The 23,547-nt window shown below is 71.6% G+C and carries 18 protein-coding genes; 16 read left to right on the top strand and 2 right to left on the bottom strand.

All coding sequences use genetic code 11. The annotated features are described in order from the left end of the window. The first annotated feature begins 189 nt into the window (after positions 1 to 189). From ACZ6TD_RS09055 to ACZ6TD_RS09035, 5 genes are all read left to right on the top strand, one after another. On the top strand, positions 190 to 795 hold the full coding sequence (locus ACZ6TD_RS09055) for a hypothetical protein (protein WP_471352387.1): 606 nt from the start codon (positions 190 to 192) through the stop codon (positions 793 to 795). Beyond that, on the top strand, positions 792 to 1,946 hold the full coding sequence (locus ACZ6TD_RS09050; RefSeq protein ID WP_471352385.1) for an efflux RND transporter periplasmic adaptor subunit: 1,155 nt from the start codon (positions 792 to 794) through the stop codon (positions 1,944 to 1,946). The genes ACZ6TD_RS09055 and ACZ6TD_RS09050 overlap by 4 nt, the downstream gene beginning before the upstream one ends. Further along, positions 1,943 to 2,707: an ABC transporter ATP-binding protein gene (locus ACZ6TD_RS09045; protein ID WP_471352383.1), complete on the top strand. Its 765-nt coding sequence runs from the start codon at positions 1,943 to 1,945 to the stop codon at positions 2,705 to 2,707. Before ACZ6TD_RS09050 ends, ACZ6TD_RS09045 begins: the two co-directional genes overlap by 4 nt. Next, positions 2,704 to 3,906, top strand: a complete 1,203-nt coding sequence (locus tag ACZ6TD_RS09040; RefSeq protein ID WP_471352381.1) for an ABC transporter permease — start codon at positions 2,704 to 2,706, stop codon at positions 3,904 to 3,906. Before ACZ6TD_RS09045 ends, ACZ6TD_RS09040 begins: the two co-directional genes overlap by 4 nt. Before the next feature lie 210 nt (positions 3,907 to 4,116). Then, a complete protein-coding gene (locus tag ACZ6TD_RS09035) occupies positions 4,117 to 5,490 on the top strand; it encodes a cation:proton antiporter (protein ID WP_471352379.1) in 1,374 nt (457 codons plus the stop codon). On the opposite strand, the gene ACZ6TD_RS09030 is transcribed toward ACZ6TD_RS09035, so the two are convergent. Beyond that, positions 5,477 to 6,238, bottom strand: a complete 762-nt coding sequence (locus ACZ6TD_RS09030) for a polysaccharide deacetylase family protein (RefSeq protein ID WP_471352377.1) — start codon at positions 6,236 to 6,238, stop codon at positions 5,477 to 5,479. The genes ACZ6TD_RS09035 and ACZ6TD_RS09030 overlap by 14 nt on opposite strands. 90 nt (positions 6,239 to 6,328) lie before the next feature. Then, positions 6,329 to 7,714, bottom strand: a complete 1,386-nt coding sequence (locus ACZ6TD_RS09025; protein ID WP_471352375.1) for a glycoside hydrolase family 10 protein — start codon at positions 7,712 to 7,714, stop codon at positions 6,329 to 6,331. 365 nt (positions 7,715 to 8,079) lie between these two features. Between ACZ6TD_RS09025 and ACZ6TD_RS09020 the strand changes: the two genes are divergently transcribed. The 11 genes from ACZ6TD_RS09020 to ACZ6TD_RS08970 all read left to right on the top strand — a co-directional run bounded on the left by ACZ6TD_RS09020 (position 8,080) and on the right by ACZ6TD_RS08970 (position 23,434). Further along, positions 8,080 to 9,369 (top strand): ABC transporter substrate-binding protein, encoded by a 1,290-nt coding sequence (locus ACZ6TD_RS09020; RefSeq protein WP_471352373.1) that lies wholly within the window; start codon positions 8,080 to 8,082, stop codon positions 9,367 to 9,369. Positions 9,370 to 9,421: 52 nt separating this feature from the next. Further along, the gene (locus tag ACZ6TD_RS09015; RefSeq protein WP_471352371.1) at positions 9,422 to 10,360 is read left to right on the top strand and encodes a carbohydrate ABC transporter permease; all 939 of its coding nucleotides are present in this window, start codon (positions 9,422 to 9,424) and stop codon (positions 10,358 to 10,360) included. A gap of 17 nt (positions 10,361 to 10,377) precedes the next feature. After that, positions 10,378 to 11,205 carry a carbohydrate ABC transporter permease gene (locus ACZ6TD_RS09010; protein ID WP_470015218.1) on the top strand — a complete coding sequence of 276 codons (828 nt, stop codon included), beginning with the start codon at positions 10,378 to 10,380 and terminating at the stop codon, positions 11,203 to 11,205. A gap of 44 nt (positions 11,206 to 11,249) precedes the next feature. Continuing rightward, a complete protein-coding gene (locus ACZ6TD_RS09005; protein ID WP_471352369.1) occupies positions 11,250 to 12,293 on the top strand; it encodes a LacI family DNA-binding transcriptional regulator in 1,044 nt (347 codons plus the stop codon). Positions 12,294 to 12,403: 110 nt separating this feature from the next. Next, positions 12,404 to 14,335, top strand: a complete 1,932-nt coding sequence (locus ACZ6TD_RS09000) for a cellulase family glycosylhydrolase (protein ID WP_471352367.1) — start codon at positions 12,404 to 12,406, stop codon at positions 14,333 to 14,335. Further along, positions 14,332 to 16,617 carry a glycoside hydrolase family 3 N-terminal domain-containing protein gene (locus tag ACZ6TD_RS08995; RefSeq protein ID WP_471352364.1) on the top strand — a complete coding sequence of 762 codons (2,286 nt, stop codon included), beginning with the start codon at positions 14,332 to 14,334 and terminating at the stop codon, positions 16,615 to 16,617. Before ACZ6TD_RS09000 ends, ACZ6TD_RS08995 begins: the two co-directional genes overlap by 4 nt. A 111-nt stretch (positions 16,618 to 16,728) precedes the next feature. Continuing rightward, on the top strand, positions 16,729 to 18,729 hold the full coding sequence (locus ACZ6TD_RS08990) for a glycoside hydrolase family 5 protein (protein WP_471352362.1): 2,001 nt from the start codon (positions 16,729 to 16,731) through the stop codon (positions 18,727 to 18,729). Between the two features lie 146 nt (positions 18,730 to 18,875). Next, on the top strand, positions 18,876 to 19,697 hold the full coding sequence (locus tag ACZ6TD_RS08985; RefSeq protein ID WP_471357575.1) for an ABC transporter ATP-binding protein: 822 nt from the start codon (positions 18,876 to 18,878) through the stop codon (positions 19,695 to 19,697). Beyond that, a complete protein-coding gene (locus tag ACZ6TD_RS08980; protein ID WP_471352360.1) occupies positions 19,694 to 20,620 on the top strand; it encodes an ABC transporter permease in 927 nt (308 codons plus the stop codon). Before ACZ6TD_RS08985 ends, ACZ6TD_RS08980 begins: the two co-directional genes overlap by 4 nt. A 44-nt stretch (positions 20,621 to 20,664) precedes the next feature. Continuing rightward, on the top strand, positions 20,665 to 21,819 hold the full coding sequence (locus tag ACZ6TD_RS08975; protein ID WP_471352357.1) for an ABC transporter substrate-binding protein: 1,155 nt from the start codon (positions 20,665 to 20,667) through the stop codon (positions 21,817 to 21,819). Positions 21,820 to 22,048: 229 nt separating this feature from the next. Then, complete coding sequence (locus tag ACZ6TD_RS08970; protein ID WP_471352354.1) at positions 22,049 to 23,434, top strand: cytochrome P450; 1,386 nt, start codon at positions 22,049 to 22,051, stop codon at positions 23,432 to 23,434. The last annotated feature ends 113 nt before the right edge of the window (positions 23,435 to 23,547 follow it).

Here is a 23,547-nt window from a genome sequence, read left to right as displayed (position 1 = left end):
CGGTGCCCTGCCGGGTGCCGCCGCTGCCCCGGGCCGCCGGACCACCCGTCCGGCGGCCCGGGGCTTCCGCATGCCCGGCGGGCCGGGACCCGCGCGGCTCGGGCCGTAACCCCCACTGAAACCTCGGCGAAACCGCCCCCTCGCTAAAACAGGAGGTACAGGAAATCCCGAAGGAATGGGGACAGTGGCATGGTGGTTATCACGGAGCGGCCGTCGGATGGCAGTGCCGCACCCAAGAAGAGGCTGCGGCGCACCACCGCACTGGCGGCGCTGCTGACCGGGGTCGCCTTGCTCGCCACTGCCTGTGGCGACAACGACGAACCGGACAAGAGCGTGGCCAGCGTGGGCTCCGGGAAGAACTCGCAGTCCAAGAAGCCCGAGGCCGGTACACAAGCGGACGGGCTGAAATTCGCGGAGTGCATGCGGAAGAATGGTCTGCCCGATTTCAAGGACCCGAAGCCCGGCGAGGGCATGGGCGCCGGAATCGACCCGCAGTCGTCGGAGTTCCAGAAGGCCGAGAAAGCCTGCAAGCAGTTCATGCCGGCGCCGCCCCCGCAGGAGGGTGGCGGTGGTCCGGGCGATGTGTGGCCGACCGAGGACAAGCTCAAGTACGCCAAGTGCATGCGGAAGAACGGTGTGCCCAGCTTCCCCGACCCGGACGAGAGCGGCGGCTTCAAGCTGGAGGTCGACCCGACCACTCCGCAGTTCAAGAAGGCGGAGGACGCCTGCAAGCAGTACCAGCCCGAGTCCCTGCGCAACATGGAGCCCAACAAGCCCGGTGGGGGCTCGGCGTGAGTGCGACCCAGACCCCGACCGAGGACGAGGAAGCGAGCCCCCCGGAGCGGCAGAGCGCGCCGCCACCGGAGCGGCGCAAGCGGCGCGGGCTGACCGCGATCGTCGTCGTGGCGATCGTGGTCGCGGCGGGCGCGGGCGTCGTCGTGACCGATCCGTTCAAGAAGTCCGAGAAGGACTCGTCGACCAGGACCAGCGCCCCCACCGGGCTGGCGAAGGTCACCCAGGGCTCCCTGTCGGCCCGTACCCTGGAGAACGGGACGCTCGGCTACGCCGGTTCCTACGACGTCGTCAACAACGCCAAGGGCACCATCACCAAGCTGCCCGCCGTGGGCGATGTGATCAGCCAGGGCAAGGTGCTCTACCGCGTGAACGGCAAACCGGTGGTGATGCTCCAGGGGGCCGCCGAACCGGTGTACCGCGATCTGGCCTACGGCGCCGAGGGCGCCGATGTGCGGCAGCTCAACGCCGCGCTCGTCAGCCTCAAGTACGCCACCAAGGCGCAGATCGACCCCGACTCGGACTTCTTCAGCATGCGGACCTTCTACGCCCTCAAGGAGCTCCAGGAGGACGTCGGCCTGAAGGAGACGGGTGAACTGTCGCTCGGGCAGGCCGTGTTCCTGCCCGCCGAGGAGGTCCGGGTCATCAAGTCCGGGGCCGTACGCGGCGGTCCGGCCGGGCAGGGGCAGAACGTGCTGCAGGTCTCCTCGACCAAGCGGCAGGTCACCGTCGAGCTCAACGCCAGCCAGCAGACCGGAGTGGCGGTCGGCGACAAGGTGACCATCACCCTTCCCAACGGCAAGTCGACCGACGGCGAGGTGTCATCGGTGGGGAAGGTGGCGAAGCAGGTCGACGACAAGACCACCATCGAGGTGCAGATCAAGCCGAAGGACCCGAAGGCCACCGGCGGGCTCGACCAGGCGCCCGTCCAGGTGGCCATCGTCTCCGACACGGTGAAGGACGTGCTGTCGGTGCCCGTGAACGCGCTGCTGGCGCTCGGCGGAGGCGGTTACGCCGTCGAGGTCGTCGACGCGGGCGGCAAGCACAAGCTGATCCCGGTGCGCACCGGGATCTTCGACGACAGCGAGGGCAAAGTGGAAGTCAGCGGCGCCGGGCTCGAGGTCGGCCAGAAGATCGCGGTGCCCGCCTCATGACCGGCGTGGAGACCGAGACGCGGCCGGTCGATGTCCGCACCACCGGCGAGGCGGTGCTGCAACTGGAGGAGGTGACCAAGGTCTACCCGGGCGCCTCCCCGGTCGTGGCGCTGGACGGAGCCGGATTCACCATCCACCGGGGCGATTTGGTGGCCATCGTGGGCCCCTCCGGCTCCGGCAAGTCGACCCTGCTGCAGGTCATGGGCACCTTGGACCGGCCGACCTCCGGCACGGTACGGGTCGTGGGGGAGGACGTGGCCGCGATGTCCGACCGGGCGCTGGCCGGGCTGCGCGCCACCCGGATCGGCTTTGTCTTCCAGCAGTTCTTCCTGGCCGAACACGCCACGGCGCTGGAGAACGTGGCCGACGGGATGCTGTACTCCGGTGTCCGGCGCCCGGCGCGGCTGTCGGCGGCCGCCGTGGCCCTGGACCGGGTCGGTCTCAGCCACCGGATCCACCACCGGCCGTCGCAGCTGTCGGGTGGTGAGCGGCAGCGGGTCGCGATCGCCCGCGCCCTGGCCGGTGACCCGGCGATCGTGCTGGCCGACGAGCCCACCGGCAACCTCGACAGTGTCGCGGGCGCCGCGATCTTCAAGCTGTTCAAGGAGCTCAACGCCGAGGGCACCACCATCGTCATGATCACCCACGATCGGGAGCTGGCCGCCCGGCTGCCACGCCGGATCGAGGTGCTCGACGGCCACATCGTCGCGGACGTCATGTCGGCGGAGGACCCGCTGGACACCGAGAGGCGGCTGCCATGACCTCCACGGCCACCGCCCCCGGCCGGCTCCACCCCGCCGACCTGGGCCGGACCGCCAGCGTGGGACTGCGCACCCGCCGGATGCGGGCCGCGCTGTCGGCGCTGGGCATCGCCATCGGCGTCGCCGCGATGGTGGCGGTGCTCGGGCTGTCGTCCTCCTCGCAGGCCGGGCTGCTCGCCGAGATCGACAAGCTGGGCACCAATCTGCTGAAGGTCACTCCGGGCCAGTCGCTGGGCGGCGGGGACGCCAAACTCCCCATCGAGGCGCCGGGCATGATCTCCCGGATCGGCCCGGTCGAGGCGGTGCAGAGCACCGGCAAGACCGACGCCGAGGCGTACCGCAGCCCGCACATCCCGAGCCTCAACACCAACTCCCTCTCGGTGAACGCCGCCAGCCTGCGCCTCCCGGCCGCGGTGCGCACCTCGATGGCCCAGGGCAGATACCTCAACGCCGCCACCGCGCGGCAACCGGTGGCCGTCCTCGGCTGGGACGCCGCCAGCCGGCTGGGCATCTCCCGGATCCACCCGGGCATGCGCATCTGGGTCGGCGGCCAGTGGTTCTATGTGTCCGGGGTGCTCAAGCCCGCGAAGCTGACACCGGAAATCGACTCGGCGGTGCTGGTGGGCTACGAGGCCGCGAAGAAGTACCTGGACTTCGACGGCCACCCCTCCACGGTGTACGTACGGTCGGACACCGACCAGGTCAAGGAGGTCCGCAACGTCCTGGCCGCCACGGCCAACCCGCAGAACCCCAGCGAGGTCAGCGTCACCCAGCCGTCGGCCGCGCTCGAGGCGCGGGCCGCCGCGCGGTCGGCGCTGGACGGACTCTTCCTCGGGCTGGGCGCGGTGGCCCTGCTCGTCGGGGGCATCGGCGTCGCCAACACCATGGTGATCTCCGTGCTCGAACGCCGCTCGGAGATCGGTCTGCGGCGGGCGCTCGGCGCCACCCGGGGCACCATCCGGCTGCAGTTCCTCTCCGAGGCGATCCTGCTCGCCATGCTCGGTGGCGCGGTCGGGGTGGTGCTGGGCACGCTGGCGACGTTCGTCTACGCGGGCGTCAAGGGCTGGGAGACCGTCGTTCCGGTGCTCGCCTGGGCGGGTGGACTCGGCGCGGCCGTGGCCATCGGCGCCATCGCCGGGCTGCTGCCCGCCCTGCGGGCGGCCCGGATGCCACCCACGGAGGCGCTGCGAACGGTCTGAACCGAGCCGCCCGGCACCGTGGTGAATCCCCCGTCCCGGTGCCGGGCTCCGGGCTGCCCGATACGGGGGGCGGTGGACGCGTACGCACACGGCCGCCGTGGTGGCACGTGGTTGGCGGGCCACCGCGTCCAGGCGTCCAAGTGCGCATTTCCGTACCCGAGTTGGCTCCCCGAGACTGGGCGGAACCGGTGACGGGGGAGGGCCATGGCCATGAGTGGCAGTGCGCTGGAAGAGACCATCCGTGATGTGCTGATCGGCCTCGCCGTGGTCGTACCCGCGGCCGTCGTCTGCGGGCGGATCGCCCAGCGGCTGCGGCAGCCGGCGGTGCTGGGGGAAATCGCCGCGGGCCTGATGCTGGGGCCCAGTCTGCTGGGGCTGCTGCCCGGGAATCCGACCGCGGTCCTGTTCCCCGACCAGGCCCGCCCCTTCCTCCAGCTACTGGCCCAACTGGGCCTGGTGCTCTTCATGTTCGGGGTGGGATACCACCTCGATGTGGCGCAACTGCGCGGCCGGGGACGTCAGGTGGTGTCGGTCTCGCTCAGCTCCGTCGCCCTGCCGTTCGCCCTGGGCACGGGCCTGGCCGTCGCCTTCGCGTCCTGGGGCCTCACCGAGCGAGGGCGGACGGGGCTGCTCGGCCCGGCGCTGTTCCTGGGCGCGGCCATGTCCATCACGGCCTTCCCGGTGCTCGCCCGCATCCTGACCGACCACGGTCTGGCCCGGGAGCGCATCGGCACCATGGCGCTCGCCTGCGCCGCCCTGCAGGACCTGCTGGCGTGGGGCATCCTCGCCGTCGTGGTCGTCGTGGTGAACGCCGACGGCTCCTGGCCGCTCGCCCGGATGGCGCTGCTGTCCGCCCTCTTCATCCTCGGCATGCTGTACGTGGTCAAGCCCGCGCTGCGCCGGCTGCTGGCGCCCGAGCGGCCCTGGAACCGGGACAGCACCCTGGTCCAGGGCGTGGTCTTCAGCGGCCTGCTGCTGTCGGCCTGGGCCACCGACGCGATGGGACTGCACACCGTGTTCGGCGCCTTCGCCTTCGGCGCCGTCGTACCGCGCCGCCGGCTCGACACCCACGCTCCGGAGGTGCCCGCGCGCATCGAGCAGTCGAGCCTGCTGCTGCTCCCGGTCTTCTTCACCGTCACCGGGCTGTCCGTCGACTTCCAGGGACTCGGCGGCCAGGGCCTGGCCATGCTGCTCGCCGTGCTCGTCGTGGCCTGCGCGGGCAAGTTCCTCGGCGCCGCGGCCGCCGCCCGGATCACCGGGGCCACTCCACGGCAGGCCGTCACCCTCGGCGTGCTGATGAACGCGCGCGGGCTCACCGAACTCGTCCTGCTCAACGTGGGCCTGGGCCTCGGCGTCATCGACGGCCGCGTCTTCACCGTGATGGTGGCCATGGCCGTGGTCACCACGATGATGGCCGGCCCGCTGCTGCAGCGCCTGTTGCCGGCGCCCCCGTCGCGCACCGCCTACCGCGGTGGCGAACACGGGGGCGCCGGTGGCGCGGCGGACACTCGGACGGGCCCGCGGCCGCTGCCGCGCGACGCGGCCGGAAGCGGTCAGCCGGATACGGCGCTCAGGGAGCCGTGACGACCGCGCCGCCACCCGCCCCGGCGGTGATCCTGCCGGGGCACAGCCCGCGTGCCGCGAGCCCACTGAGGATCTGCGGCACGGCGCCGACGGTGGTCTGGTACCCGCCGTCGTGCATGAGGATGATGCTGCCCGCCCGCATGGTGGCGGCGGCCTGGACGATGTGCTGCGTGCTGGCCCCGTTCCAGTCCTGGGAGTCCACGCTCCACAGCACCTCGGTCAGCCCGAGACGGGCCTCATCGGCCCTGACCTGCGCGTTGGTCTCCCCGTAGGGCGGCCGGAACAGGGTGGGTGTCTGTCCGGTGATGCGCCGGACGGTGTTCTGGGCGCCCGCGATCTCGTTGTACGCCGCGGGTTCGCCGATCTGGGTGAGATGGGGGTGCGAGGTGGTGTGATTGGCGATCCACATGCCCGCCGCCTGTTCGGCCCTGAGCAGGTCCGGATACTGGTCGGCGTGCTGCCCCCAGATGAAGAAGGTGGCCTTCGCGCCGCCCGCCCGCAGGGCGTTGAGCAGCGCCTGGGTCGACGCCGGATTCGGCCCGTCGTCGTACGTCAGACCCACGTATCCATTGGGGCAGTCGGCCCAGGCCCTCTCGGTGTGCGCCGCGCCGTGCGTGGCCGCGGGGGACGGGGCGGCGGAGAACCCCGCCAGGGCGGCCGTGGCCGCGGCGACGAGTGCGAACCGCCGCGCTCTCCCGGTGCTTCTTGTGCCCAGGCGTCTTGCCGCGGCCTTTCCGCGTCCGGTCATGGTCCCTCCTGAAGTGTGGGTGTGGTCCCCTGCCGGTCGGCTACGGGTGTCCGGCGGACCACACGGCGGAGCCGCATATGGTCCCTCCCCCTAGGAGGCGGTGCACGAGCCGATGGTGGGGGCCGACCAGTCCCCGTTCGCCATGACCGTGAAGCCGAAGCTGGTGGCCGCTGCGGCGCCCAGGTTGCCGTTGCCGCTGGGCCTCATCGTCATGACCTTGCCGCTGCTGTCCCAGCTGGGACTTCCGCTCCAGGCGGTGGAGACGCTCTGCGCGGAACGCACGGTCACCGTCACCGTCCAGTCGCTGATGGCGGAGTCTCCGGCGGTCACCGTCACCTTGCCGTTGAAACGGTCGCCCCACCGCTGCGTCTCGGAGTACGACGCGGTGCACGACTTGCCGCCGCCTCCGCCACCACCGCTGGTGCCGCCCAGCGCGGTGAGCACCGCGGAGTAAGCGGGCTTCTTGGCGTAGTTGTTGTCGAACAGCAGCGGGGTGCCACTGGCGCGCCACGAATACTTGTCGGTGACACCCCATACGGTGATGCCGGTGCAGCGGGACACGGCCAGACACGCCTGGGTGACACGGCGGTAGCTGTCGGCCTGGGCCGAGCCGGAGCCCTCGATGTCCAGCTCGGTGATCTGCACATCGACGCCGAGGTCGGCGAAGCGCTGGAGGTTCTGCTGGTAGTCACCGGGGACCGGGGACTGGCTGTTGAAGTGCGACTGGAAGCCGACGCAGTCGATCGGCACACCGCGCGCCTTGAAGTCCTTCACCATGTTGTAGACGGCGTTGCTCTTCGCGTTCTGACCGTCGGTGTTGTAGTCGTTGTAGCAGAGCTTGGCGCCGGGGTCGGCCGCACGCGCGGTGCGGAACGCCTCCTCGATGAAGCCGTCGCCGAGCTTGTCCTGGAACGGCGAACGGCGCCGCGCACCGCTGTTGCCGTCCTGGAACGCCTCGTTGACCACGTCCCAGGCGTAGATCTTGCCCTGGTAGTGCTGCATCACCTTGGTGATGTGGTTGTTCATCGCCGAGCGCAGCTCGTTGGCGCTCAAACCGCCGACCCAGCCCGGCAGTTGGGAGTGCCATACCAGGGTGTGGCCGCGGATCTTCATGCCCTTGCCCTGGGCGTGGCCGACGATCTGGTCGGCGCTGCCGAAGTTGAACGAGTTCCGGGAGCTTTCGACGGCGTCCCACTTCATCTCGTTCTCGGGTGTGACGGCGTTGAACTCGGTGTCCAGCGTGGTGGCGTACGGGGCTTCGCCGAGGTGGTTGGCGGCCACGGCGGCACCGAAGTAGCGGCCCTTGGCCGCCGCCGCGCCGCCGAGGGTGCTCGCGGCGCTGGCGGGACCGGACAGGGTCAGGACACCGGCCGCGGTGAGGAGGCCGACGACACCGAGGCTGAACGCCCTTCGGACGCGTAACCGAGCATGGCGATTTCCGGACTCCTGACGGGCCTGACGGGAATCGATGACCATTGCTGTCCCTTCTCCGGGGTGCGGGTGGCAGTGGTGTGCCGATGGGCAACGATCGATGCGGAGTATGCTGCGCGGCCGATGCAACGTCAACGCATCTTCCGGAATGATTCCGGTAGAAACTCTCGCCGGTGCTGGTGCCGCTTCTCCCCTGATCTGTGGCTCTTCGGTGCCTGTGCACGGTCATCGACAGCGCAAAGGATCTCGTCCCACCAGTCTCCGAAAAATTTCGGTGCCGTGATGACGTGTTATCGGTCGCGCTGCCCGCCTCAAGGGCTTGACCAGAGGCGAAGTGGCTCCTACATTCCTCCCACCCTCGAGGTAGATCGATTAACCACTCGTTAACCGCCTGGTTGGAGACCCCCGCAGTGCACTCACCGCTGACTCGGCGCGGCTTCCTCGCCGCCGGTTCCGGCCTCGCCGCCGCGACCGTCCTGCCCGGCCTTTCCGCCTGCTCCGCACTCACCGGGGCGGACTCCGATCCCGATACGCTCGTCGTGCACAGTCAGCTGGGCACCACCGCCCCGGGATCGCCCACCTACCTCGCGGCCCTCGACCGGTTCCGCGAGGAGAATCCGGGACTCAAGGTCAAGAACCTCATCAACGGCGACGACCTCGCGCAGGTCTACGAGACCTCGCGGCTGGCCCGCAAGGAGCCGGACGTCGTCATGGTCAACCTCTACGACAAGACGCTGGCCTGGACGGACGTCGGCGCCACGGTCGACGTCAAGGGCTACCTGGACGACTGGGGGCTGCGCCGGCGCGTGCTCCCGCAGGCGCTCGCCGAGTGGACGGACGCCAAGGGCCGGGTGCGCGCCTTCCCCTACTTCGCCACCAACTGGCCGATCGCCTACAACCGGGCCCTGCTGGACCGGGCGGGCGTCGACGCGATACCCACCACGGGCGACGAGCTGATCGCCGCGGCCCGCAAGCTGCGCGCCAAGGGGATAGCGCCCGTGACCGTCGGTGGCAACGACTGGACCGGGCAGAAGCTGCTCGCCCAGATCATCCAGACCTTCCTCACCGAGGACGAGGCCCGGCACGCCTACTCCACGGGGGACTTCGGCGGCAAGGGCGCCCGGGAGGGCATCGAGTACTTCGTGACACTGCGCGACGCGGGTGTCTTCGCCGACAAGGCCCAGGGCCTCACCTCGGACTCGATGACCACGCAGTTCAACACGCAGGCCGCGGCGATCGAGTCGGCGATGTCCTCGGCGCTGGCCAAGGTGCCGCCGAAGGTGGCCCGGCACACCGAGGTCGGCGGGTGGCCGCTGGCGGACGGCGCCGCGCACGACAAGCCCACCATCCTGCGCACCTACACCCTGATCGGGTTCTGGATCAGCCCGAACGGCACCAAGAAGATCGACGCCGTTGAGAAGTTCCTGCGCTTCATGTACCGGCCCGACACCGTCGCCCGGTTCATCAAGGAGAGCGGCCGCGACATGGCGCTGCGCTCCGGCACCGTCAGCACCGATTTCCCGCTGGTCGCCGCGGCCCAGCGGCTGGGCTCGACGGTGAGCCAGGCGCTGCTGCCCGATGTGTATGTCCCGCCCGCCGCCGCCCAGCCGCTGATCACCGCGACCAGCACCTCCTTCACCCGCGGCACCAGCGCCGCGAAGGTCCGCGCCGCGCTCGAGACCGCGTACCGCTCCGCGTGAACCGCCCGCCCGTTCGCTCATATCCCGAGCCCGACTCCACGGGAGCCACCTCATGACGACGCTGACGTCGCCCCCGGGCGGGGCCGCGATCCGCCACCCCGCACCGCCCGCCACCCCAGGCCGCTCGCGCACACCCCGGCAGGGCGGCACGATCCTCGCCGTCCCGGCGCTGGTCTGGTACGCGGTCTTCATGATCGGCCCGGTGATCGCCATCTTCGTGATCGCCGCCCTGCACTGGCCGGGCATGCTCCAGCCGGTGTCGTTCGCCGGGCTCGGCAACGTCCGTACGGTCCTGGACGACCCCGTCTTCTGGGACGCGGTGCGCAACACCGCCGTCCAGCTTGCGGTCGCGCTGCCGATCATGATCGTGTGCGCCTACATGCTGGGCTACTACGTGGCGCAGAAGCCACCCGGACACCGGGTGATCCGCTATCTGCTGTTCATCCCCGGCCTGATCTCGACGCCCGCCAAGGCCATGGTGTTCTACGCGGCGCTGTCCCCGGACGGGCTGGCCAACGGCGCGCTCCAGTCGGTGGGGCTCGGTTCGCTCACCGACGCCTGGCTCGCCTCGCCGTCCACGGCGCTGGCCTGTCTCATCGCCCTGGACGTGTGGAGCGGGATCGGCTTCACCGCCGTGCTGTTCGCCGCCCGCCTCGACAGCGTCCCCGACGACCTCGGCGAGGCGGCGCAACTGGACGGGGCCGGGCACTGGCGGACCATGTGGCGCATCCACTTCCCGGTGATCCGCGACTATGTCGGCGTCGTCACCATGCTGCAGTTCCTGTGGACCCTCTTCGGCTCGGCGCAGCACGTGCTGCTGCTCACCCAGGGCGGTCCCGGCAGCTCGTCCACGACGCTGTCGTTCCTCGTCTACCAGAAGGCGTTCATCGCGGCCGACCTGGGCTACAGCCAGACCGTCGGCGTCATCCTCTTCCTGGCCGGGCTCGTCGGGCTGCTCGCCATCCGCCGCGCGTTCCGCCAGAACTACTGATCGTAAGGCGGCTCACCATGAAACTAGGCAAGCGCTGGCTGCCCGCACACATCCTGGTGTGGACCTACGCGGTACTGCTGATCGTGCCGCTCTACTACTTCCTCGCCTCCGCGTTCAAGAGCAACGAGGAGATCTTCGCCCATCCCTTCGCGCTGCCCGAGTCGTTCGGCTTCGGCAACTTCCGCACCGCCTACGACAGCGCCGACCTGGGCACGGCCGTCGTCAACTCCGCCCTGGTGACGGTCCTCGCCCTGGCGCTGACCCTGCTGCTGGCGCTGCCCGCGGCGTTCGCGCTCGCCCGCTCCACGGGACGGCTCGCCTCGGCGATGGAGAAGGTCTTCTCGCTGGGCTTCCTGGTCCCCACGTTCGCGGCGCTCTTCCCCACCTTCCTGCTCGCCGCCGCCACCGGGCTGTTCCACACCCGGCTGTTCATGGTCTTCTTCCTGCCCGCGACGGCGATGCCGCTGTCGGTGGTGATCCTGGTGCAGTTCATGCGGACCATCCCCCGGGAGATGGAGGAGGCCGCCCGGATGGACGGGGCGTCCACCTACACGGTGCTGCGCCACATCTACATACCGATGTGCCTGCCCGGTATCGCCACCGTGCTCCTGCTGAACTTCCTCACCTTCTGGAACGAGTACCTGTACTCGCTGGTCATCATCGGCCCCGACCCCGAACAGCGCACCGTGCAGGTGGCCCTGCCCACCCTCAAGGCGATCACCGGCACCGACTACGGTGTCCTCACCGCCGGTACCGTCCTGACCCTGATCCCCGTCTGGGTCGTCTACACGGTGCTCCAGAAGCGCATGCAGCAGGCGCTCATCAACGGGGCGGTCAAGGCGTGAGCACGACCGCCGGTGAAGATATGAGTACGACCGCCGGTCAAGGCGTGAGCACGACCACCGCGAAGCCGGGACGGCGCCCCACCATCAAACAGGTGGCGGCCGCCGCCGGGGTGTCCACCGCGGCCGTGTCCCAGGCGTTCAACGACAAGGGCCGGCTGTCGGAGGCCACCCGGCGGCGCATCCTGGACACCGCGACGGAGCTCGGCTGGTCGCCGAGCGCGTCCGCCGCCGCCCTGCGCAGCGCCCGCACCCGCACCCTCGCGCTCGTCGTGCGGCGTCCCACCGATGTGCTCGGCGCGGACCCGCACTTCAGCGAGCTGATCACCGGCATCGAGGGCGAACTGGCGCCCCGCGGCTACGGTCTGCTGCTGCACCTGGTGGCCGGGGCCCAGGAGGAGAACGCCCTCTACAAGCGGCTCGCGGCCGAGGGCCGCGTCGACGGCGCCGTCCTGACCGACGCCCGCACCGACGACCCGCGCCCCGCCCTGCTGGCCCGCCTCGGCCTGCCCGCCGTGCTGCTCGGTCCCCCCGACCGGGCCGCCACCGTGCCACGCGTCGGCCTCGGCCACCAGGACGCCGCCGTCGAGGAGGTCGTCCGCCACCTGCTCGGGCTCGGACACCGGCGGATCGCCTATGTGGCGGGCCCCGCCGACCTGAAGCACACCCGGCTGCGCGGCGGTGTCTTCGAAACCGCCCTCCGGCAGGCGGGGCTGCGGCCCTACGCGGTGCTGCACACCGATTTCACCGAAGTGTCCGCCGTCGCCGCCACCCAGGCCCTGCTGGACGCCGCCGACCGTGCCACCGCGATCGTTTACGCCAACGACTCGATGGCCATGTGCGGTATCGGCGCGGCCCAGCGCGCCGGGCTGCGCGTCCCCGACGATCTGTCGGTCGTCGGCTACGACAACCTGCCGCTCGGCCGCTGGCTGCACCCCCGGCTGACCACGGTCGACCAGCAGGTGCAGCGGGTCGGCGCGGCCGCCGCCCGGCTGCTCCTCGCGCGCTGCGGCGAGGACGTCGAGGAGACGGCCCTCGACGACCGGCCGCGGCTGGTCGTCCGCGAGTCCACCGGACCCGCCCCCGGCTGACGGCCCGAACCCCGGCCCGACGACCTCGGCCGACACCCGAACCCCGGCCCCGACCCCGGCCCCGCGCCGGGCCACCCCCCACCCCGTACCACCGACATCCGAGAAGGACCATGCGACGCCACAGCGCCCAGCTCACCCACCACCCCGCCGTCCTGCCCTGGCTCGGCGCCAACTTCTGGTCCCGCACCGGCGGGCCCCTGATGTGGCGCGACTACGACCCGACGACGGTCCGCGCGGAACTGCGGGTGCTGCGCGAGCACGGCCTGACGATGACCCGGTCGTTCTTCTACTGGCCCGACTTCCACCCGCAGCCCCACCGCGTCGACGAGACGCTGTGCGAACGCTTCCGCGACTTCCTCGACGCCCACACCGAGACGGGCATGGGCACGGTGCCCACCTTCATCGTCGGCCACATGTCGGGCGAGAACTGGGACCCCGCCTGGCGCGGCGGCCGCGACCTCTACGAGGACGTGTGGATGGTCGGCCGCCAGGCGTGGTTCGTGTCCCAGATGACCCGCCGCTTCAAGGACCACCCGGCGGTCACCGGCTGGCTCATCACCAATGAGATGCCCGGCTACGGCCGCGTCTACCAGGTGGATCCGCCCTCCTCCGATGTGGTGACCGCCTGGGCGCAGGCCATGTGCAACGCCGTACGGGCGGCCGGCGGCACCCAGCCCGTCTCCCTCGGCGACGGTGCGTGGGGCATCGAGGTCACCGGCCGCGACAACGGCTTCTCGCTGCGCGAGACCGCCGAGTACGTGGACTTCGTGGGACCGCACGTCTACCGCTCGGACACCGACCGGCCGCGTCAGCACCTGCGCGCCGCCTTCGAGTGCGAACTGGCGTCGGTCACCGGACAGCCCGTCGTCCTGGAGGAGTTCGGCCTCTCCACGGACACCGTGTCCGAGGAGAACGCGGCGGTCTACTACCGGCAGACCCTGCACAACTCGCTGCTCGGCGGGGCCACGGGCTGGATCGCCTGGAACAACACCGACTACGACGACCTGTGGGACCGCTCGCCGTACGACCACCACCCCTTCGAGATGCACTTCGGCATCACCGACCACACCGGCGCCCCCAAGGCCCCGCTGCGCGAACTCGCGGCGTTCGCCGAGGTGTTGGAGGCCGTGGACTTCGCACACTGCCGACGCGCCGACGCGGACGCGGCCCTGGTCGTGCCCGCCTTCCTGGAGCGCGGCTACCCCTACAGCAGGCCCGCCGACCGGCCGCTGATCTTCACATCCCTGCACCAGAGCTATGTGGCCACCCGCGCCGCCGACCTGCCGGTGGGCTTCACCCGCGAGGCCGACGGCCTGCCCGGCGACGCGGCCCTGTATCTGCTCCCCGCCACCCGCCAGCTCACCACGCGCACCCGGCGTGAGCTCGAACGCCGCGCCCACGCGGGCGCCACCGTCTACCTCTCGTTCTGCTCCGGTGAGCACCCCGGGACCCGCGGCCCGTGGTTCGACGACCTGGACGGGCTGTTCGGCGTCGAACTGCAGCTCTCCTACGGCGTGGCCGAGCCCATCGAGGACGACGTCCTGGAGATGACGTTCACCGAGGACTTCGGCGGGCTGACGGCCGGGACCTCGCTGCGCTTCCCGGTCGCGGGCAACGAGGACAGCCGGGCGTATCTGCCGGTCGTTCCGCGTGACGCCCGGGTGGTGGCCGTCGACGCCCACGGTCGGCCCGCCCTCCTGGTGCGCGACACCGGGCGCGGCCGCACCGTCCTGGCCACCTACCCCCTGGAGCACATGGCCGCCCGCACCGCCCGCGCCAACCCCGAGGAGACCCACCGGCTGTACGCGGCGCTCGCCGACGTCGCCGGGGTCCACCGCCCGGTGACGGTCGACAGCCCCCACGTCGGCGCGGACCTCCTCGTCCACGACGACGGGCGCCGCTTCGTATGGCTGGTCAGCCAGAGCCCCGAGGAGGTCACCGTCCGCCCCGCCGCCGAGGGCACCCTGCACCACCTGGCGGGCGCGGCGACGGCGGATGTGACACTCGGCCCGTACGGTGTGCGCGTCCTGGAGCTGACGTGACCGACCAGCTCTACCGCGACCCGACCGCGCCCGTGGCGGAGCGGGTCCGCGATCTGCTGGGGCGCATGACGCTCACCGAGAAGGTCGGCCAGGTCAACCAGCGCATGTACGGCTGGCACGCCTACGAGCGCACCGACAGCGGCCACCGGCTCACCGACGCCTTCCGCGCCGAGGTCGCCGCGTACGACGGGATGGGAGCCCTGTACGGGCTGCAGCGGGCCGACGCCTGGTCCGGCGTCGGCTTCGCCGACGGCATCACGGCGGCGGACGGGGCGCGGGTCGCCGATGCCGTACAGCGGCACGTCGTGGAGAACACCCGTCTTGGCATACCCGTGCTGCTCGTCGAGGAGGTTCCACACGGCCACCAGGCCCTGGACGGAACCGTGCTGCCCGTCAACCTCGCCGTGGGCGCCACCTGGGACCCCGGGCTCTACGAGGCCGCGGCGGCCGCGGTCGGCGCGGAGGTGCGGGCACGCGGTGGCCATGTGGCGCTGGTCTCCGCCCTCGACCTGGTGCGCGACCCGCGCTGGGGCCGCGCGGAGGAGTGCTTCGGCGAGGACCCGTATCTGGCGGCCCGGCTCACCGAGGCGCTGGTGCGGGGGATGCGCACGGCCGACGTGGCCGTGGTGCTCAAGCACTTCGCCGGACAGGGGGCCACCGTCGGCGGACGCAACAGCGCGGCCACCGACCTGGGCGCCCGCGAACTGCACGAGATCCATCTGGCGGCGGCCCGGGCCGGGATACGCGCCGGTGCGGCCGGGGTGATGGCGGCCTACAACGAATTCGACGGCATGCCCTGCGTCGCCAGCCGGCCGCTGCTGACCGAACTCCTCCGGGAGCGGCTGGAGTTCGACGGCATCGTGATGGCGGACGGTGGCGCCATCGACCGTCTGGTCCGGCTCACGGGCGACCCGGTGGCCGCGGGCGCCCTGGCCCTCAACGCCGGATGCGACCTCAGCCTCTGGGACGCCTGCTTTCCGCGGCTCGCCGAGGCGGTGGCCCAGGGGCTCGTCGCGGAGCGGACCCTGGACACCGCCGTGGCCCGGGTGCTGGCGCTGAAGTTCCGCCTGGGGCTCTTCGAGCAGCCCTACGCGCCTGCCGTGGAACAGCCCTCTGAGCCTCGGCCCTCCGGCCCCGGCGAGCTGAGCGAACGCATCGCCCGCGCGTCCATCACCCTGCTCGCCCACGACGGGGGAGTCCTGCCGCTGGCCCCCTCGACCCGCCGGATCGCCGTCCTCGGCCCGAACGCCGACTCCATCGCCCAGCAGATCGGCGACTACACCGCGCCACAGCGCCCCGGCCCCCACCACGTCACGGTCCTGGACGGCATCCGCTCGGCCGCCCCGCCGGACACCGAGGTCACCTATGCGCCCGGGTGCGAGCTGGTCGGCGGCGACCTCTCCGGTGTCCCGGAGGCGGTCGCGCCGGCGGCAGCGGCGGACATCGCGGTGCTCGTCCTGGGCGGGTCCAGCGCCCGGTCCGGCGACACCACCTTCGACACCAACGGCGCGGCCGTCGTGACCTCCGCCAACCCCGCCGGTATGACCTGCGGTGAAGGCGTGGACCTGGCAGAACTGCGCCTGCCAGACGGGCAGTTGGCGCTCCTGGACGCGGTGGCGGCCACGGGTGTGCCGGTCGTCGTGGTCCTCGTCCAGGGCCGTCCGCACGCCCTGCCCGACCTCTCCGGCACGGCCGCGGCGGTGCTGAGCGCCTGGTACCCGGGTCCGTGGGGTGGACGGGCCGTCGCCGACGTACTGTTCGGCGCGGCCGAGCCCGAGGGGCGGCTGCCGGTGTCCATCCCCAGGTCGGCCGCGCAGCTGCCGGTGTTCTACAACGCCAAGGACCACCGGTACCGCGGCTATGTGGACCAGCCCGCCACCGCCCGCTACGCCTTCGGCCACGGACTGTCGTACACCACGGTCGCCTACGCGCCGCCACGACTCTCGCGTGCCCGTGTGACCCCGGACGACCCCACGCTCATCTGCCGGGTCACCGTGCGCAACACGGGTGAGCGGCCGGTGCGCGAGACGGTGCAGCTCTACGTGCGCCGGCTGTCGGGAGGCTCCTCGTGGCCCCGCATACGCGAACTCCGCGGCTTCGCCCGCCTCGACCTGCGCCCGGGGGAGGAGAGGGACGCCGTGTTCGCGATCGACGCCGACACCCTCGCCTCCGTCACCCGGGACCTCGGCCTCGCCGTCGAACCGGGCGAACTCCTGCTGGAGACCGGGCCCTCCGCCACCGAAACCCAGGGCGCACGGCTGGTGGTCGAGCCGCCGGGCTGATCGCACGCTGTCTGGACGGTGATGTGAGGGGCCGTCAGTATGGTGCCCGGGGCGCGCCGGGTCCGGCGGAGCCGCGTTCGGGCACCATTCGCTCATCCACGGGAAGGCCGCATGCCGACCAGGAGAACACTCGGGTACCTGACGGGAATCGCGTCGATCCTCGCCCTGCTGGCCACGGCGCCGGGACCGGTCGCCACCGCACAACAGCCCGCCGCGCCGGCGGCCCCCGCCACCTCCGACACGGCCACCTCCGACACGGCCACCTCCGTCACGGCCACCTCCGACACGGCCACCTCCGTCACGGCCACCTCCGCCACCGCGCCCACGGCCGACACCTGGCAGCCGCCGCTGTCGACCCGCGGCCGGTACATCGTGGACGCCAAGGGCGACCGCTTCCGGCTCAAGTCGGCCAACTGGGATGGCGCGCAGGGCTCGTGGACGGGGAGCGGCGGTGTCGACGACCCCGCCAACCACCACTCCGGCCAGAACTCCTCCGGCATCCCCCTCGGCCTGGACCGGGTCCCCCTGCCGACGCTGCTCGCCGACTTCCATCGGCTCGGCATCAACAGCATCCGGCTGCCGTTCTCCAACGAGATGATCCACGGCACTGCGCCCGTCCCGGACAGGGCGGTAGCCGCCAACGCCCAGCTGCGCGGAAAGACACCGCTGCAGATCTTCGACGCCGTGGTGTCCGCTCTCAGCCGGGACGGGTTCGCCGTCATCCTCAACAACCACACCAACACCACCCGGTGGTGCTGCGGCATCGACGGCAACGAGCGGTGGAACAGCGGCCAGTCCACGCGAGCGTGGATCGACGACTGGGTCTTCATGGCCCGCCGTTACGCCGACGAACCACGCGTGGTGGGCGCCGACCTCTACAACGAGGTGCGCCGCGATGTCCTGGACGACCCCAACTGGGGCCTCGGCGACGAGCACGACTGGTACACCGCCGCGCAGCGCGCCGCCGACCGCATCCTCACCGAGGCCGACCCCGACCTCCTCATCGTGATCGAGGGCATCAACTGGACCGGGATTCCGGTGGACGGGCTGCCCCACGAGCGCCCCACCCTGGCCCCCGCGCGCACCCTCTCGCATACCCTCGTCAATGCCCACAAGCTGGTGTACTCCGCCCACTTCTACGGATACACCGGTCCTCGCCACAGCGGTGCCACCGGCGTCGGCGAGACACATGACCCCCGGTACCAGGACCTCAGCCGCGATGAGCTGTATCGAACCCTCACCGACCAGGCGTTCTTCGTCGCAGAGGACAGCGGGAAGCACTACACGGCACCTGTGTGGGTCAGCGAGTTCGGCATCGGATCGGCCGAGACGGGCGCCGCGCCGCGCGCCTGGTTCACGAACATCACCGACTACTTCGCCGACCGTGACGCCGACTTCGCCTACTGGCCACTCGTGGGATGGGAAGGCCACGACGACTGGGCGCTGCTGCGCTACGACTCCGCGGGCCGCGGATACGGAATCCTCGACCAGGGCGACTGGCGCGGTACGGCGTGGCAGCGGCTGATGAGCGCGCCCGAACGCACCGGCCCCGTCGACCGCGTCCCGACCTGGCCCATGCTCGTCACCGACCACGGCGACCATGTGCAGTCGCTGATCGAGCGGGGCCGGGGCGACTGGGATCCGGGCGCCTACAAGGCAGCCTGCCCCGATGGGCTGCGGCTGATCGGCCTCAGCCACACCTCCGGGCGCGGGCTGTGCACCGACACCGGCGCCGACGACCCGCGCGCCCCCGGCACCGCCCATACGGTCGTCACGGACGAACGGTACGTACCCGCCGGTGGCGACTGGGCCTCCGGCTACACCAAGTTCCAGTGCCCCTCGGACCAGTTCCTCATCGGCTACAGCCGCCGTGGCGGCCGGGTGTCCGCCGCGCTGTGCGCCCCGGCCCGCGCCCCGTTGGGCACCACGGGACGTACGGTCTGGTTCGACCGGTCCGACAACCGGCCCGCCGACGCCGCCGGTGGCGATTTCGCCCACGGCGCCTACAAGGGCCAGTGCGCGGACGGCGAGTACGCCGCCGGTATCGCCTTCACCACGCGGGTGGGCAGCTCCGGCAGCCCGGACGCGCTGCTGTGTCGCCGCCTGTCCTGAGCGGTCGTCCGTCCTGAGCCGTCGCTGCCCCCGAGTTGCCAGTCCCGCCGCCACCCTTGCCCGAATCTGACGCCCCGTCATATCGTAAAGCGGTGCGCGCAGCCGTTGTCGCACGACACCCGCTCGACCGGATCAGGAGTTACGGGGTGGAGCCGCACACCACACCCGGGGCCGCGCCGAAAATACGTGCCCGCGCGGTGACCCGCACCTTCGGGCACGGCACCCGGCAGGTGCACGCCCTCGGACCACTCGATATGGACATTCGGCACGGGGAGTTCTGCTGCATCGTCGGCCCGTCCGGCTGCGGCAAGTCCACGTTCCTGCGCATCGTCGCCGGACTCGTCCGCCCCAGCGGTGGCGAGGTCGAGATCCGCGCGCGTCGCCGGCACCCGGCCGCGATGATCCCGCAGGACTACGGCATCTACGACTGGAAGACCGTACTGGCCAATGTCCGCTTCGGGCTCGATGTGTGGCGTGTGCCGCGCAAGGCCGCCGACGCGCGGGCCAGGGACTGGCTGCACCGGCTCGGTCTCTCCGACTTCGCCGACGCCTACCCGGCCACCTTGTCGGGCGGGATGCGGCAGCGGGTGGCGATCGCCCGCGCGCTAGCGGTGGAGCCGGAGGTGCTGCTCCTGGACGAACCGTTCGCCGCGCTCGACGCCCAGTTGCGCACCATCCTCCAGGACGAGCTGCTCGCGGTGTGCCAGGCGACCCGCACCACCGCGCTGTTCGTCACTCACAGCCTGGAGGAGGCGATCGTGCTCGGGGACCGGGTGGTGGTGATGTCGGCCAGACCCGGCAGGGTGATCGCCGAACGGCGTCCGCCGTTCGAACGCCCGCGCACCGGGGCGATGCGCCGCACTCCGCAGTTCGCCGCGTTGCGGTCCGAGCTGTGGGAACTCCTGCGCGACGAGGTCCAGCGGGCCGGTGCCGCCGCCCCGGCGGACACGGTGGGGAGTCCCTCATGAAGAGCGAGAACACGGCGGCCTCGGTCCCGGCCGCGCGGTCCGGTGAACACCCCGGTGGAGGTGAACAGGACGGCGGGTCCGCTGAGACGACGCTGCTGGTGCGGCGCCCCGGACCGGGGGAGCGCGATCCGGTCCGCGCCCACCGGCGCCGCCGCGCCCTCGAACTCTCCCTCGCCCTCGCCGTGCCCGCAGCGCTGATCCTGCTGTGGCAGCTCGCCGCGGATCAGCGCTGGATCGACTCGCGTATCTACCCCGCGCCGTCCACGATCGCGGCGGACGGCTGGCAGCGCGCCGCCGATGGCAAGCTGTGGCCGGACGTATGGGCCACGCTCAAGCGGGTGCTCGCCGGTTACGCGCTCGGCACCGCCGCGGGCTATCTCTTCGGGCTGCTGATGGGCGCGCTGCGGATGGTCCGCGCGGCGCTGGAACCGTTACTCGACGCCCTGTACGTCGTGCCCAAGCTCGCGCTGCTCCCCGTGTTCCTCAACATGTTCGGCCTCGGCGAGGGACCCCAGATCGCGCTCGTCGCGACCACCGTCTTCTTCTTCGTGTGGATCTCCACGATGGCCGCCGTGATGGGCGTCGCCGAGGGCCACCGGGAGGCCGGACAGGTTTTCGGTGCCGGTCCCTGGCAGATGTTCCGCCATGTCCTGCTGCCCGCCTCGCTGCCACAGGTCCTCGTCGGCATGCGGGTCGCGGCCGGAGTGGCGGTCCTGGTCATCGTCGCCTCCGAGCAGATCGCCGCGAACGACGGCCTCGGCCACCTGATCTTCGACTCGCGGACGCTGTTCCAGAACGACGTGATGTTCGTCGGCATCGTCTGCGTGGCCGTGCTCGGCGTGGTCTTCTCCGAACTCGTCCGGTTCATCGGCCGCCGGCTCACCCCCTGGGCGCCGCGGGACCGCGGCCGGCCCCAGTCCTGACCCCCACCTCGGCTCCGACCCCCGGCCCCCGGAAGGCGGCACCCATGGCACGGACACCCTCCCTCGCCCGCGCCCTGCTCACGGGCGTGACCCTGCTGGGCGTCCTCGGCTCCCTCGCCGCCTGCGACGCGCGGACCTCGGACTCGGCGCGCCCGGGCACGCGGGACAAGCCCCGTCCGATCACCCCCGTCGCGGGCTGCGCCAAGGGCTGGACCGACCCCTCCGACCTGTCCGCCGCCCGCAGGCCCGCCCGTTGCGCGCCCGGCGCGCCCGCGCCCAAGCCGCTGAAGAAGAAGACGAAGATCGTCGTCTCCGCGTCCACGCTGACCGCCGAGTATCTGGCGCCCCTGCGGATCGGCGTGGCGAAAGGCGAATTCAGCAAGGAGAAGCTCGATGTCGACGTGAAGCTGCTGCCCACCCCGGACGCGCTTCCGCTGCTCGCCAAGGGCGATATCGACGTCCAGTACGCGGCGCCGGAGGCCGCCGTGCTCAACGGCATCCGGCAGGGGTTCGACATCCGCTGGGTCGCCGGCAACTTCACGCCCGCGCCCGGCTCCAGGAGTGGATTCTGGGCCAGGCTGCGGCCGGGGGAGACGGCGGGCGGGGTCAGCCTCAAGGACCGTACGGTCGGCACCCTCATCGGCAAGGGCTCGGTCATCACGTACCCGATGGAGAAGGTGCTCTCCGCGCACAAGGCCGATGTGGACAGCGTCCGCTTCCAGCAGCTCGGCCCGGCCGAGGTCCTCGCCTCGCTGAAGAACGGCGGAGTCGACGCGGCCTGGCTGCTCGACCCGGTGTGGCGGCAGGTGGACGGCGACGAGGGCTACGCCTTCCTCGGCGGTCAGCCGCGCGGCGAACCGCTCGGCGGGCTCCTGTTCGGACCCGATCTGCTGACCGAGGACCCGGACGCGGGGGTGGCGTTCCTGCGCGCCTACATCCGCACCGTCAACACCTACTTCGCCGGGGACTACAAGAAGGACAAGGCATCCCTGGACGACCTCGGCGATGTGCTCAAGACCGAGCCGGACACGCTGGCCGCCGTGCCGTCGCTGCGCATGGACTGGGAGATCCGCGCGGGCACCGTGGACCGCCTGCAGAAGGCGTACGCCACCGCCGGGGTGGTCGAGGGCGACCCTCTGCCCGAGGACCGGGTCGTGGACCGCTCCTTCTACGCGGAGGCGGTCGGCCACAAGCCCTAGGGTCCTTCTGACGGACCTGACGCCTGTGGCGGGCTGCTCCCCTCCCGGCAGCGCGCCACATGCTCTGGATCACGGCGCTGTTCAGCCCGCCGAACGGCCGCTAATGTGGCCTGCGCCGTAGCGGGCCGACTCTCGCTCCGTGCCGCGCGTCAGATGCCGTGTGGCTTCCCCCACACGGACCTCGCGGCCCGGTCGGAATGGCCCAGCTGTCGACTTGAGGACTTCGATCATGCACTTCCCCCCTTCCGAGCCGTCCGAGCTGGCGTCCCTGGCGGTCGAGCCGCTGATGACACGGGACTTCGAGACCCGGCCCGCCTCGGTCTACGCACGCCTGCGGGCCCGGTACGGGCCGGTGGCGCCCGTCGATCTGCACGGGGTCCCGGTCTGGCTGGTGCTCGGCTACCGCGAGGTGCGGGAGGTGCTGCGCGACGAGAGCACATGGAAGAAGGACGTCCAGCACTGGCGGTGGCTGCGCGAGGGCCGGGTGCCGTCCGACTGGCCACATCTGCCCGGCTACCAGGTCAGCCATCTGCTGGTCCAGGACGACCAGCGGCACAAGGCGACACGCGCCGCCGTGGAGGAGGCGCTCGCCCCCTTCCAGGACACCGACGCGCCCCAGTCCTGGGAGCTGGCGAACGCCGTCTCCCGGCACGCCGACGAGCTGATCACCTTCTTCGCCGACGGCAGCGACAGCGGATGGGTCGACCTCGGCGCGCAGTTCGCCCGCGCGCTGCCGCTGATGGCCGTCAACCGGCTGTTCGGCTTCCCGGTCGACCAGGGCGACGACGTGTTCATGGACTCGTGGCGCATGGTGGACGGCGGCCCGGACGCCGCCGCGGCCGTGGGCCGGCTGGTGGCCGCGACCACCGAACTCGCGGCGTACAAGAGGCAGAACCCCGGTGACGACCTGACCACCCGGCTGCTCGCCGTCGAGCCCCCGCTGACGGTGGAGCAGATCGGCCTGGAGCTGTACGCGATCATCGTCATCATGTCGGAGCTGGTCAGCCACGCCATCACCAACAGCGTGCTGGAGGTGCTGGCCGGGGAGGCCGGGACGCGGGCCGGACTGATGGCGGGGCCGGTCGAGGAGCTGGTCAACCGCGTGCACATCGCCTCGCCGCCGTGGGTCAACCTCACCTTCCGCTTCCCCGCGGTCGACACCGACCTGGGGGACTTCCGGCTCGCCGCGGGCGATGTGGTGGTGCCCTCGATCGCCGCCGCGCACGGCGACCCGATGTTCGCCACGCCCGGCAGCCAGGACGCGTCGGTGAGTTCGCGCGCCCATCTGGCCTGGGGCGCGGGGCCGCACCAGTGCCCGGGCCGGGGGCTGGCCGACATGATCGTCACCACGGCGGTGGGCAAGCTGTTCGAACGGTGCGACTTCGAACTGGGCCTGCCCGTCGACCAGTTGCCCTGGCGCTCGTCCACGCATGTACGCGGTCTGAAGTCCTTCCCGGTCCGGTACCGGATGCGGACGCGGCAGGCCCCGATGCCCCCGGCCGCCGGAACCGCGGCGCCCGCCCCGCTGCCGGAGCCCACGGCGCCCGCCCCCGCCGAGCCGGAACGGCCCCGGTCCGCGCTCTGGCGCTTCCTGGCGAGCCTGCGCCGAGGCTAGGGGTGTCCGCCGACGGACCGTGACGCCTGCGGCGGCTGTTCCCCTCCCCGCCCCTTCCCGCAACCGGGGCTCCGCCCCAGCCCCCGCAACCGGGGCTCCGTCTCAGCCCCCGG

Source organism: Streptomyces yongxingensis (assembly GCF_055597465.1).
The sequence above is the reverse complement of the archived record's forward strand: the minus strand, read 5'-3'. Positions and strand labels throughout refer to the sequence as shown.